Source organism: Kitasatospora sp. NPDC041988, assembly GCF_055588525.1.
This window is the reverse complement of record NZ_JBVJCO010000044.1, coordinates 20,055-31,769: the sequence shown is the minus strand read 5'-3', so window position 1 is coordinate 31,769 and position 11,715 is coordinate 20,055. Positions and strand designations below refer to the sequence as shown.

The window sequence follows — 11,715 nt, the reverse complement described above, 5'->3', positions numbered from 1 at the left end:
CTTTTCTCTCTCTTTTCCGCCTTGCTCTCCCCCTATACCCACCCCCCCCCCCCCCTTCTTCTTTTTGCCACCTCCCCACCTTGGGTACGCCCCCGGGGGGGGGGCCCCCCCCCCCCCCCGCCACCGGGTTTTCGTATGCCGTTCCTATCAATAGACGGCGTATCACTCGCACGGGGGAACTTCCTTTAAAGATTTGCCCACGGAACATTAAAGGTCGCATAGTGAGAACGCCTCAGTTGGCCCTAGGAATGGCCAAGTTAAGGCAAAGTCACACCCTTGCGCATGAGGAGAAGACCTTGCTTCACGGAAACCCGGCATCGGGCTACGGACAGCGGCTCCGCGAGGAGATCGCGGCCCCGGGGGCGACCCCGCTCATCGGCGTCTACGACATGTACTCGGCCTCCATCGCGGCCGAGCACTACCACGGCATGTTCGTCTCCGGATTCGGCTTCGCCGCGTCCTACTACGGCCTGCCCGACATCGGATTCATCGCCTGGCCGGACATGGTGGCCTTCGTCGAGCGGCTGCGCGGCGCCTTTCCGCAGCACCACCTGCTGGTCGACATCGACGACGGCTACGTCGATCCCGAGGTGGCCTGCCACGTGGTTCGCAGGCTGGAGCGGACCGGCGCCTCCGGCGTCATCCTGGAGGACCAGAAGCGCCCGCGCCGCTGCGGCCACGCCGACGGCAAACAGGTGCTGCCGCTGGAGGAGTACCTGGAGAAGCTGAACCAGGTGCTCGCCAACCGCACCGACCTGGTGGTCGTGGCGCGGACGGACGCCACGGAGGAGACGGACATCCTGCGGCGCGCGGAGGCCCTCGCCGAGACCGAGGCGGACGTCGTCCTGGTGGACGGGGTGCGCAGCGAGGAGTGGATCCGGCGGATCCGCAAGGTCGTGGGCGACAAGCCGCTGCTCTTCAACCAAATCGCCGGCGGCAAGTCCCCGCGGCTGTCACTGTCGGAGCTGGCCGGCCTCGGGGTGGACGTCGCGATCTACAGCACGCCCTGTCTGTTCGCGGCGCACCGGGCGATGGACGAGGCGCTGGCGGGGCTGAAGGTGGCCGACGGCCGGCTGCCGGCCCCGACCGGGGAGAGCCGCCAGGTCGGCGTCCGCGAGTCCACCGAGCTACTGGAGCGCAACATCGCCAATCCGCGCGTACGCGAGGCGGTGCGAGCGTGACGTCCGCCCGACGCGGTGCGGCGCGGCGCACTCCGGTCCTGCGTGGTGCGGTCCTGCGCATTCCGGTCCTGCGCGGTGCGGTACGGCACGGATCGGTCCTGCGCGGATCGGTCCTGCGCGGTGCTGTGCCGCCGCGGACGGCAGCCCGGCGGCGGGTGGCCCTCGCCGGGCTGGCCGGGGCGTGGGCGGTGTTCGGCGCCGTCGCCTCACCGGCGGCAGCGGAGGGCAGTCTGATCACGGTGGTCGACAACTCGCACGCGGACTCGCTGGTCCGGGCGGACTCGCTGGTGGAGGTCGACCGGACGGCCAACGTCCAGACCGGGAAGGGCACCGCGGGCAGCGACCACGACGGTGCCGGCGTGCTGGTCGGCGATCTACTGGGGGTCGAGCCGCCCGGCCCGGCCCAGGGGAGCAGCGGATGAGCGGTCGGCTTCAGCACCGGACTCCCCCGCCATCGCCGTCCGGGGCAGCACAGCCGGTGGGGGCCGAGCGGGCACGGTCAGGGCGGTGGCCGCGCAGACTCGACCCGTACATGGCGGCGTTGGTGGGCACCGTCCTGTTCGCCACGCTGCTGCCGGCCACCGGCCGGGCCGCCCGGGTGGCGGAGCAGGCCTGCGACCTCGCGGTCGCGCTGCTCTTCTTCCTCTACGGCGCCCGGCTCTCCGCCCGCGAGACGCTGGCCGGGCTGCGCCACGGCCGGCTGCACGGGCTGGTGCTCGCCTGCACCTTCGTCCTCTTCCCCCTGCTCGGGCTTGCCACCACCGCGCTGACGCCCGCTCCGCTCACCGGGCCGTTGCAGACCGGGGTGCTGTTCCTCTGCCTTGTCCCGTCGACGGTGCAGTCCTCGGTCGCGCTCACCGGCGCCGCCCGGGGCAATGTGCCGGCCGCGATCTGTGCGGGAACCTACTCCAGTCTGGCCGGCCTGGTCCTGACACCGCTGCTGGCCGCCTGGCTGCTGGGTGCGCACGCTGCCCTCTCCCCCGACGGCCTGGCCCGGATCGGCCTGCAACTCCTGGCGCCCTTCCTCTCGGGCCAGTTGCTGCAGCCGCGTCTCGGCGGGTTCCTGGCCCGACACCGACGCCTGCTCACCCCGGTCGACCGGGGTTCGATCCTGCTCGTCGTCTACACCGCCTTCAGCGCGGCGGTGGCCGGGGGCATCTGGAGCAGGACGACGCCCGCCGCGCTGCTCGGCCTGCTGGTCGTGCTGCTCGGCCTGCTCGCCGCCGCCCTCGCCTCCGCCCGGCTCGGGGCCCGACTACTGGGCCTCGACCGGGAGTCCGGCATCGCCGCCGTCCTCTGCAGCTCGCAGAAGAGCCTCGCGAACGGCCTGCCGATGGCCACCGTACTGTTCGGGCCGGAGGCCGGGCTGCTGGTGCTGCCGCTGATGGCGTACCACCAACTCCAGCTGGTCGCCGGGACTTTCCTGGCCGGCCGCTGGTCCCGAGCCCCGGACGCCTCCCCGGGCGCCTCTCTGGACACCTCCCGGGGCGCGCCCCTCAACGGCCGGCGCCGAGGCCGGATCGGCCCGCCGAAGGTGCAGCGAGGGCCACGATCGGGAGGGGGTGCAGATCGGTGTGTGCCCTGATCGAGGCAGCCGGCCGACCGCTCGGGACGGCTCCGGCATCGAGGAGCGCAGGCCACTCCTCCGGCCCGAGGGTCTGCTCGCGCTTGAGCACAACGATCTGCCCGGTGCGGCCGCCCGGGCCGGGTGGCCGTCCGATCAGGCGGCCCTCCGATCAGGCGGCCTTCCTGGTCACCGTGTTGACGCCCGCCGGGCGGACCGGGTCAGCGGACGTAGTAGGCGCGGTTGTGGGCGGCGACCGGCGGGGACTGGTAGGTCCAGACACCGGCGGCGGGGGTGTCGCCGACGAGGCGGGCGAGGTCGCGGACGGACTCCTCGGCCGGGTCGCCGAGGGTGAGTCGGATCCGGTCCGCGGTGCGGTCGTCCAGTGCGTAGAACCGGTACGGCTGGTAGACGTTGAGCGGCCCGGCCAGCAGGCGGCCCTCCTCGTCGGTGCCGTAGCCGGTGATGGGCGTGTTGTTGACCGGCTCGGGGGTGAGGCCGACCAGGTCGGCCTGCACGGCGAGAAGCCGGTCGTCGTGCCGACTCAGGCCGTCCGGCCCGAGCGTGGCGCGCCGGCAGTCGAAGGACCAGCGCTCACGTACCGACGGCGCGTTGAGCGAGGGCAGCTCCGCCTCGAACCAACCGGGGTGCTTCGGTTCGGCGTAGAGCCTGGTGCCCGCGTCGATGGCGAGCGGGTTGTCGCAGTGGACGTGCATCCGGGCGATGCCGAGCAGCTTGGTCTGGTCGTACCCGCGGGCGTACTGGCCGTAGTTGAGCACCGGCAGGCGGTCCTCGGCGAAGAGGGGGTGGGCGATGATGTTGAGCTCCACCTCCTGGGTGATGCCACCGCCACCGGGGTACTGCGCGAAGTAGAGCTGGTAGTTGAGCGAGACGCAGGCCATGCCGTCGAAGACGGCGGCGGTCAGCCCGGGGTGGCGCTTGGCGAGCAGTTCCCGCACCGGGCCCGGGGCTACCAGGTAGTCCACGCCGATGTTGTGCAGCGCGCCGTAGTGGAACGGCAGGTGGTACGGCTCCGGCACGGGCGGAAGCGGTAGGCCGGTCGTCATGCGGTCTCCTTGGACGGCTCACGGGCGGGCGCAGGGACAGGAACGGGAACGGGAACGGGGGAGGTGGCGGGCACAGGAACGGTGGTGGCCGCGGACGCGTCGGCACTGGCACCGGCAGCCGATCCGGCGACGGCGGCCGGGCGGTGCAGTGCCAGCAGGTCCCGGTGGATCCGGTCGGCGCTGCGCAGGGCGAGCGCGGCCATGGTGAGCGAGGGGTTGGAGGTGCCGAGCGAGGGCATCGAGCCACAACCGACGGCGTACAGATTGGAATGGTCCCAGCAGCGCTGCCACTGGTCGACGACGGAGGTGGCCGGCGAGTCGCCCATGAGGTGTGTGCCGCCGGCGTGGCCTGCGCCCCGGTAGGCGTAGGGGCGGCCCTCGTGCTCCAGCCGGCCGGGCCAGCGTGGGCCGGCCTCGTAGCGGGTGTGGTCCTCGGCCCCGAGCAGCGCGAACAGCTGGTCGGAGACGGCCCGGGCCGAGGCCATGCCGCGCCGCACATAGGCGGAGAGGTCGTAGTGCAGGGCGGGGCGCGGTAAGCCGAGCCGGTCCCGCCGGTCCGGGTCGAGGGTGACCCGGTTGGCGGGGTCGGCGGGCTGCTCCAGTTCGAACTGGAGCGAGAACTGCCGGCCGAGCCGGTCGCCCAGCCGTTCGCGCAGCTCCTTGCCGCGCACCCCGGCGCCCAGCAGCGCCTCGACCTCGGCCTGCGGCGGTCCGGCGGCCCAGGACCAGCCCCAGTTGCCGATCTCGACCCGGAACGGTGCCCGGCGGCCGCGGGCCGGGCCGAAGCGGAAGGCCTCCAGCCCGCTGGTCGACCCCGGCCCCCGGTAGGGGCCGACGGGTCGCGGCATGAGGCCCCAGGTGAGCAGCGCCGGATGATCCATCAGGTTCCGTCCGACCTGGTCGCTGCGGTTGGCGAGGCCGGAGAGGAGCAGCAGCCGGGCGTTCTCGATCGCGTGGGCGGCGAGGACCACCAGGTCCGCCTCGACCCGGTGGGTGGCGCCGGCGGACCGGTACTCGACGGCCGTGATCCGCCCGGTGCCGTCGGCGAGCACCCTGGCGGCCACGGCCTCGGTGCGCAGCTCGACGGTGGGCGCCCAGCGGGCCTGGGTCCGCAGCGGGGTGTACTTGGCGCCGGTCGGGCAGACCGGGACGCAGCTGGAGCTGCCCGCGCAGGGCCGGCCGGACGCGGGGCCGAGCCCGGTGGGCGGGCCGGCGGGGGTGGGCAGGCCGTTGCGGGCGTGCGGGGTGGTGGTGACGGCGAGCCGGGCCTGCTCGGCTGCGGCGGGGTCGCGGACGGTCCGGCCGTCGAGGGCTCGGGCCACCTGCCGGTCGAGGTAGCTGGGGGTGATAGCGCGCATCGGGAAGGCGTAGCCGTCCGGAATGGGCAGCCCGACGGCGTCGCGCTGCTGGGCGGTGTCGGCGGCGACGCCGAGTTCGCGCTCGGCGGCGCGGTAGTACGGTTCGAGGTCGTGGTAGCCGATCGGCCAGTTGCGGCCGTGGCCGAGGTCGCCGGTGCGGAAGTCCTCGGGGTGCATGCGCGGCGCGAGGCCGGTCCAGAGCAGCCCGGTGCCACCGTTGGCGCGCAGGTAGCCGCTGGCGTAGGGCAGGGGGCCGTGCTGCACCAGGTAGCCGGTGGCGGTGAAGCCGCCGTCCGGTCTCCCGGTGAGGTCGCCGACGTCGGGTGACGGCGCGTCCTCGCTGAGCGGGTACGGCGAGGTGGGCGTGCCGCCGGCGGCGGCGCGGTAGGCGGTCGCGGTGTCGGCGGCGGCGCGGGCCGGGCGGCCGGCCTCCAGGACCAGGACCCGCCAGCCCTGCGCACCGAGGCGCTCGGCGACCAGGGAGCCGGCGAAGCCGGCGCCGACGACGACGGCGTCCCAGCGCGGGCTCACCGGTCGCCGCCGAGCTGCGGGGCCTCGGCCCGTCGGCCGGGGGCCTCGGCCCAGCTGCCGTAGCCGGGCGCGGTGGCGCCGGGCGGGGCGCCGTGGAAGGTGCGCCACATCAGCCCCTGGTCGTAGGCGCGGGCCGAGGAGGGCGGTTCGCCGGGCCAGGCTCCCACGTACCAGAGGTGGATGAGCCCGTGTTCGTCCCGGGCGCGGCGGGCCAGCAGGGTGCGGTGGTGTTCGTGGGCCATGCCGGTGGCGCGCAGCTCGGTCTCGTCGAAGCCGGTCAGCTCGGCGGAGATCCGCAGGAAGGCGTCGAAGTCGGCGAGGTCTTCGCGGTCCGCCTCGTAGCCGCCGCAGTCACCGTCGAGGTGGTCCTGGCGGGCGCCGTACCCGTCGTCGTGGTCGTTGCGGTCGTCGTGGCTGCGGTCGTCGCACTCGTTGTGGCTACGGTCGTTGCGGTCGTTGCGGTCGTGGTGGCTGTGACCGTCGTGGCTGCGGTCGTTGTCGTGGTGGTCGTCGTCGTGGTCGTTCACTGGCAACCGGGCACCCCCGCAGGTGAGCGCTGCATGGCCGAGGCATGACACATCGGCGGCACGGTCGGCCGCCTCCGGGTGATCCTGCCTCCCAGCGCCCTGCCGGAAGGCGCGATGCCCGAAACTGCTTCTCCTTGGGCACTCTCCGACCGCCTGATGACCTTGTGGGATCGCTCCGGAGGCCGGACCTGCCCACCTCCGTCGTGCCCTCCGCTCCCCCGGCCGGCGCAGCGCAACGCGCGGGGACGGCCGGCGGCTGCGATCTTCGGAGCACACGGCGGGGTTCACCGCCGTCCGCCTGGCGCCGAGACCTGGAGGCCCGGATGTGGCAGGCTCCCCCCGCCCCCGCACCGTCCACAAGCGAGTGGCTGCCGGTGCTGGACATGCCCCCACCCGGGCCGCAAAACCGGCTCACCGTGCTGTTTCGCCTCATCCTGCTGATCCCGCAGTTCGTGGTGGTCTGGGTGCTGTCGGTGGTGGCGTTCTTCGTCACCGTGGTCGGCTGGTTCGGCGCGCTGGTCCTGGGCCGGCTGCCGGTCTTCGCCGCCGACTACCTCTCCAGCTACGTGCCGTACGAGACACGGGTCAACGCCTACCTGCTGCTGACGCACGACCGCTATCCGCCGTTCGCGTTCAGGACCCCCGACCACCCCGTCCAGGTCGAGCTGCGGCCCGGTGAGCTCAACCGGCTCGCGGTGTTCTTCCGAATCGTCCTGGCCATCCCCGCGATGATCATCCAGGGCGTGCTGTACGCCGGGTGGTGGACTGTCGCGCTCATCAGCTGGGTGGTGGTACTGGTCCTCGGCCGGATGCCGCAACCGCTGTTCGAGGCGACGGCGGCGATCCTGCGCTACCGGATGCGCTACATGGCGTACCTGGTGATGCTCACCTCCGCCTACCCGAAGTACCTGTTCGGCGACGAGCCGGGCTCGGTGCCGGGCGGCCCGGTCTCGGCGACCCGCCCGCTGGTACTGGGCGGCGGCGGGCGCGGGCTGCTGATCGCGTTCATCGTGCTCGGGGTGCTCTCCTGGGGCGCCAGCTCGATCACCACGACGTTCACCTCGGACGACGACGACAACGACACCAAGCACGTCACCGGGCCCCTGCTGCCCGGCCCGCTCGCCCGTTGACACGAACGCCCAGGCGCCCCCGGGACCGGTCCCGGGGGCTTCCTCATGCACCGGGGTACCGGCTCACCGTCCCGGCGGCGGCGGGCACGGGCGGCGGCGGCGACCGGTACGGCACGGCCGCGCCGAGTCGCGCCGAGCCGAGCCGCGCCGCGCCGGACCACGAACGGCCAGGCCGAAGCACGAACGGCGGGCCGAGGCGCGAACGGCCGCGCCGACGGGGGATGTTCCCCACCCGTCACCGAGGAGCGCTGGAGCCTACGGTTCCGCGACCCAGTTCTGCAGGGTCGGCAGGACCTGCTCGGCGATCCGGAACATGGCCGTCTCGTCCGGGGGCGTGCTGTCCTGGCGCCAGATGGTGAGTTCGAAGGACCCACCGCCGGACTTGGGCGCCTTCGCGACGACGAGGTGGCGGGCGATGCCGCCGGGCCCGCTGCTGGACTTGCCGTTCAAGCGGAGGGTGATCGCCATCGTGTGGTCCGCGTAGGTCGCCGAGGGGTGGCCGAGGACCGAGGTCGGCAGGGCCGGCGGGCTCGCGAAGGCGGTGATGTCCCTGAGCGAGAGGTCCTGGTTGTCCGTGATGCGCACGCAGACGGGGCCGAGTTGCACCTGCGCCGAGGCGTAGTACTTCTTCGTCCCGTCCGGGAAGCTGAACGGTCCGCCGCCGGACTGCGCGACCGTGACGCGCTCGGTCGGCATGCCGAGCAGGGTCGGCAGATCGGGGCGGTTGAGCGCGGCGCACAGCGCCGGATACTCGGGCGCGTCGGTCTCCTTGGGTGCGTTGCACACGGCCGGCTTGTCGCTGCGCGGCGTGGCGTTGCCGAGGATGCCCAGCCCCCACATGCCGCCGAGGGTCCCCCCGATCAGCAGCAGCGCCGTCACCACCTGACCGGCCGCGCCCTTCGTGTCCTTGTCGGGCACCACGGATTCGGCCACCCCGGAATCGGCCACCACGGAATCGTCGGTCATCTGCTCGTCCCCACCCCTGTCCCCCAGCGTTGCACGCCCGAATGGGCTGCGTGATCTTAGCCGATGGGTGGTGTGCCGGACGTGGCGTGGCCGCCTATGCGCAGGGGGCGCGCTCAGTCGACCGTGCCGAGGTAGGCCGACGTCAGCTCGGGGGTGGCGAGCCAGACGGCGTAGTCGCTCGGCTCGGCGTAGGTGTTGGCGAGGCGGCGGGCGACGGCGTCGTGCTGGGCGGCGGCGCCGAAGACCGTCTGCAGGTGGTCCGGCACGGCGAGCATCGTGGTGGTGAAGTCGACGGTGTGGCGCGCGTGTTGATGCCAGAACCGCTCGAAGGTGTCGCGCATCCAGCCGGGTGTGAACGGGTCCTCGCCGTGTGCGGTGATCGCGCGCAGGTAGGCGTCGGCGGCCCGGGCGGCGCTGTTCGCACCCTGGCCGGTGATCGGGTCGTTCACCACCAGCGCGTCGCCGAGGCCGAGGACGTGGACCTCCTCCGCGCCGCCGCCGAGCCGGGCGACGGGCCGGCGGACGGTCGGTGTCACCGCGCCGAAGAGGCCGGCGCCCGCGTCGGTCGGCTCGGCGCCGGTCCACAGCTCGGCCTCCCAGGGGAGGTGGGCGCGCAGGAGGCCGCGGATGCGCTCCAGTTGCTCGGCAGGGCCGGGGCGGTCGGTGAACCGGTCCAGCGGGCCGCCGGGCAGCGCCTCCCAGAGCAGGATCGCGCACGGGCCCGAGAGGGTCAGCGCCGGCTGCAGGTACAGCTCGCCCGCCCCGGGGAGTGCGTGCATCCGCGCCCGCGGTTCGGCTGCCGGGTCCGGCGAGCCGACCCCGTGGACGTAGAGGCAGGACAGCGACCGCTGCGGTGTGTCGTGGCGCGAGCGGGCCGCGTCCCGTTCGAAGATGGCGGCGAGCGGGCCCCGCCCGGCCGCCACCACCGTCAACTCGTGCCGCTCGGCGAGCCGTTGCAGGCCGGCGCCGTCCAGCGAGCGGTACTCCACCCGGCCGCCGCGCTCCGTGAACAGCTCCAGCCAGTGCGCCGTCTTCAGCCGCTGGTCCACCGACTGGGCCGGCTCGTCCAACGTCATCGTGAAGTCGAGGGCCCGGACGCCGGGCGGCACCGCGAGTACCGAGGCGACCGACCTGACCGCCGGCGCCTCCCCGGACCAGAAGTCCAGCCCGGCCGACCGTTCGATCCGCAGCGCCGGGCCGAACATCGCCTGCGTCGACAGCACCGGGCCGCCGCGCAGCTGGTCCGGCGTCCGCTCGGCCACCAGGGTCACCCGGTATCCGGCGGCGAGCAGTCCGAGCGCGAGCTGCAGGCCGGCCTGGCCCGCTCCTACGACGGCGATCCGACGCATGGCATCCTCCCCGGGGCGCGAGCTCCGATGGTAGGTCGGCCCGGCGCGGCAGCAAAGGTGGCCGGGCCGCCGCGGAGCCTCGGCTCAGCGCCTTCCCGTGCGGATCGCGCCCGCGCTCGCCGTGACCACCAGGACGATCGCGGCGCACTGGGGCAGCGACATCCCCTGGTCCAGCACCAGATAGCCCGCCAGCGCGGCCAGGGCCGGCGACAGGCTGGTCAGCACGGCGAAGGTTGCCGCGGGCAGCCGTCGCAGGGCGAGCAGTTCCAGGGAGTAGGGAACGCCCGAGCTCATCACCGCGATCACCAGGCCGAGGCCGAGCACCTCGGGATCCAGCAGCGTCCGGCCCGATGCCCCGATCCCGAGCGGCAGGCTGACCAGCGCGGCGACGGCCATCGCGATCGCCAGACCGTCCAGCCGCGGAAAGCGGGCGCCCGCACGGACGTTGAACACGATGTACGCGGCCCACATCGCCCCGGCGCCCAGGGCGAAGGCCGGACCCGCGAGGCCGAGTCCGCCGAAGCCGCCGCGGCCCAGCAGGCAGACCCCGGCCAGCGCGAGGCCGGCCCAGAGCAGGCCGGCGGCGCGGCGCGAGACGGCCACCGAGAGCAGCAGCGGGCCGAGCACCTCGAAGCTGACCGCCGCCCCCAGCGGGATCCGGTCGATCGCCTGGTAGAAGAGGATGTTCATACCGCCGAGCGCCAGGCCGAACCCGCCCACCACCGCCCAGTCGGCGCGCGAATGGCCGCGCAGCCGGGGCCGGGCGACGACCAGCAGCAGCAAGGCGGCGAAGGTCGCCCGCAGCGCGACCGCGCCGAGCGCCCCGGCCCGGGGGAACAGCAGCGCGGCGAAGGCCGACCCGGACTGGACGGAGACCGCCCCGGCCAGCATCAAGCCGACGCCGCCGAGGCTGCCGCGCCCTGCGGCGTGACGAAGGACGGCAAAGGGCGCGGCGGTTGGAGTGGAGGAGGGTCGTGGCGTGGAGGAGGTGCCCAGTGTGGAGGAGGTGCCCGGCGTGGAGGAGGTGCCCAGTGTGGAGGAGGTCATGCCCTTCACGCTAGGAATCCCGCCACGCCGTGTGAAATGCCGTATCCGCCGCGGTTATGCTCCTGACGCATGACCATCGAGCTGCGGCACCTGCGCGCCTTCCTGGCCATCGCGGAGGAGGGCAACGTCACCCGCGCCGCCGCCCGCCTCCACCTGAGCCAGCCCGCGCTCTCCCGCACACTGCGCCGGCTGGAGGAGCACCTGGGCGCCCGCCTCGTCGACCGCTCCACCCACCACCTGGAGCTGACCGCCGAGGGCCTCGCCTTCCGCGACAAGGCCCGCGCCGCCGTCGCCGCCGTGGAGACCGCCCTCGACCCCGGGGGCCTGAGGAGTTGGCCGCTGCGCCTGGGCCACACCTGGGCGGCGCTCGGCGTCCACACCGTCCCGTTGCTGCGCCGCTGGGACGAGCCGTACCCCGCCGTTCCGCTGGAACTGCTCCGCATCGACGACCGTACGGCCGGCCTCACCCGGGGCAGGGTCGACGCGGCCCTGCTGCGCGGCGCCGTCACCTCGCCCGGGCTCCGCACCGAACTGCTGCTGACGGAGGAGCGGGTGGTGGTCATGCCGGCCGGCAGCCCGCTGGCCGCTCTGCCCCGGGTCACCCTGGCGGACCTCGCGGCGCACCCGGTCGCCCTCAACACAGTCTCCGGCACCACGACGGCGGACCTCTGGCCGCCGACGGCCCGGCCCGTCGCGACCATCGAGGTGGCCAACACCGACGAGTGGCTCATCGCCATCGCCGCGGGCCGCGCCGTAGGGGTCTCCACCTCGGCCACCCCGGGCAACCACACGCACCCGTCGCTGGTCTACCGCCCGCTCGCGGACGCGCCGGCCGTTCCCGTCGTCCTCGCCTGGCGCGAGGGCCCGGGGCACCCGGCCATCGCGGATCTGGTGGCACTCGCCCGCCTGGTCCTCGCAGCCGGCCGGACCTGAGCCGGGGGGACCCACCGCACGTTGGGCCCGGTGCCGCTGCGCGCCCCGCCGGCCCCCACGCC

11 protein-coding genes are annotated in these 11,715 nt (G+C 73.8%); 5 read left to right on the top strand and 6 right to left on the bottom strand.

The annotated features are described in order from the left end of the window. The first annotated feature begins 296 nt into the window (after positions 1-296). From ACZ6NC_RS32675 to ACZ6NC_RS32665, 3 genes are all read left to right on the top strand, one after another. The gene (locus tag ACZ6NC_RS32675) at positions 297-1,181 is read left to right on the top strand and encodes an isocitrate lyase/PEP mutase family protein (RefSeq protein WP_465737479.1); all 885 of its coding nucleotides are present in this window, start codon (positions 297-299) and stop codon (positions 1,179-1,181) included. Then, positions 1,178-1,603: a hypothetical protein gene (locus ACZ6NC_RS32670; RefSeq protein ID WP_465737478.1), complete on the top strand. Its 426-nt coding sequence runs from the start codon at positions 1,178-1,180 to the stop codon at positions 1,601-1,603. Before ACZ6NC_RS32675 ends, ACZ6NC_RS32670 begins: the two co-directional genes overlap by 4 nt. A 110-nt stretch (positions 1,604-1,713) precedes the next feature. Beyond that, the gene (locus ACZ6NC_RS32665; RefSeq protein WP_465737477.1) at positions 1,714-2,766 is read left to right on the top strand and encodes a bile acid:sodium symporter family protein; all 1,053 of its coding nucleotides are present in this window, start codon (positions 1,714-1,716) and stop codon (positions 2,764-2,766) included. Positions 2,767-2,966: 200 nt separating this feature from the next. Here the strand turns inward: ACZ6NC_RS32665 and ACZ6NC_RS32660 are convergent, their stop codons facing one another. The 3 genes from ACZ6NC_RS32660 to ACZ6NC_RS32650 are packed head-to-tail and all read right to left on the bottom strand — an operon-like array spanning position 2,967 to position 6,234. Continuing rightward, positions 2,967-3,812: a hypothetical protein gene (locus tag ACZ6NC_RS32660; protein ID WP_465737476.1), complete on the bottom strand. Its 846-nt coding sequence runs from the start codon at positions 3,810-3,812 to the stop codon at positions 2,967-2,969. Beyond that, entirely contained in the window at positions 3,809-5,701 is a 1,893-nt protein-coding gene (locus ACZ6NC_RS32655) for a GMC family oxidoreductase (RefSeq protein WP_465737475.1), read from the bottom strand. Before ACZ6NC_RS32655 ends, ACZ6NC_RS32660 begins: the two co-directional genes overlap by 4 nt. Continuing rightward, complete coding sequence (locus ACZ6NC_RS32650) at positions 5,698-6,234, bottom strand: hypothetical protein (RefSeq protein ID WP_465737474.1); 537 nt, start codon at positions 6,232-6,234, stop codon at positions 5,698-5,700. Before ACZ6NC_RS32650 ends, ACZ6NC_RS32655 begins: the two co-directional genes overlap by 4 nt. 317 nt (positions 6,235-6,551) lie before the next feature. On the opposite strand from ACZ6NC_RS32650, the gene ACZ6NC_RS32645 reads away from it, so the two are divergent. After that, a complete protein-coding gene (locus ACZ6NC_RS32645; protein WP_465737473.1) occupies positions 6,552-7,358 on the top strand; it encodes a DUF4389 domain-containing protein in 807 nt (268 codons plus the stop codon). 255 nt (positions 7,359-7,613) lie between these two features. Here the strand turns inward: ACZ6NC_RS32645 and ACZ6NC_RS32640 are convergent, their stop codons facing one another. The 3 genes from ACZ6NC_RS32640 to ACZ6NC_RS32630 form a co-directional block, all read right to left on the bottom strand. Next, on the bottom strand, positions 7,614-8,324 hold the full coding sequence (locus ACZ6NC_RS32640; RefSeq protein WP_465737472.1) for a DUF6215 domain-containing protein: 711 nt from the start codon (positions 8,322-8,324) through the stop codon (positions 7,614-7,616). Positions 8,325-8,437: 113 nt separating this feature from the next. Further along, on the bottom strand, positions 8,438-9,673 hold the full coding sequence (locus ACZ6NC_RS32635; RefSeq protein ID WP_465737471.1) for a styrene monooxygenase/indole monooxygenase family protein: 1,236 nt from the start codon (positions 9,671-9,673) through the stop codon (positions 8,438-8,440). Positions 9,674-9,757: 84 nt separating this feature from the next. Next, positions 9,758-10,720 (bottom strand): EamA family transporter, encoded by a 963-nt coding sequence (locus ACZ6NC_RS32630; RefSeq protein WP_465737470.1) that lies wholly within the window; start codon positions 10,718-10,720, stop codon positions 9,758-9,760. A gap of 69 nt (positions 10,721-10,789) precedes the next feature. Between ACZ6NC_RS32630 and ACZ6NC_RS32625 the strand changes: the two genes are divergently transcribed. Further along, on the top strand, positions 10,790-11,653 hold the full coding sequence (locus ACZ6NC_RS32625) for a LysR family transcriptional regulator (protein ID WP_465737469.1): 864 nt from the start codon (positions 10,790-10,792) through the stop codon (positions 11,651-11,653). Positions 11,654-11,715: the final 62 nt, after the last annotated feature.

What these genes read in the sequence shown, in the direction of transcription:
- ACZ6NC_RS32665 (WP_465737477.1), top strand. Translation starts at nt 1,714, where the DNA reads ATGGCGGCGTTGGTGGGCACCGTCCTGTTCGCCACGCTGCTGCCGGCC.
- ACZ6NC_RS32645 (WP_465737473.1), top strand. Translation starts at nt 6,552, where the DNA reads ATGTGGCAGGCTCCCCCCGCCCCCGCACCGTCCACAAGCGAGTGGCTG.
- ACZ6NC_RS32625 (WP_465737469.1), top strand. Translation starts at nt 10,790, where the DNA reads ATGACCATCGAGCTGCGGCACCTGCGCGCCTTCCTGGCCATCGCGGAG.
- ACZ6NC_RS32630 (WP_465737470.1), bottom strand. Translation starts at nt 10,720, where the DNA reads ATGACCTCCTCCACACTGGGCACCTCCTCCACGCCGGGCACCTCCTCC.
- ACZ6NC_RS32660 (WP_465737476.1), bottom strand. Translation starts at nt 3,812, where the DNA reads ATGACGACCGGCCTACCGCTTCCGCCCGTGCCGGAGCCGTACCACCTG.
- ACZ6NC_RS32635 (WP_465737471.1), bottom strand. Translation starts at nt 9,673, where the DNA reads ATGCGTCGGATCGCCGTCGTAGGAGCGGGCCAGGCCGGCCTGCAGCTC.
- ACZ6NC_RS32640 (WP_465737472.1), bottom strand. Translation starts at nt 8,324, where the DNA reads ATGACCGACGATTCCGTGGTGGCCGATTCCGGGGTGGCCGAATCCGTG.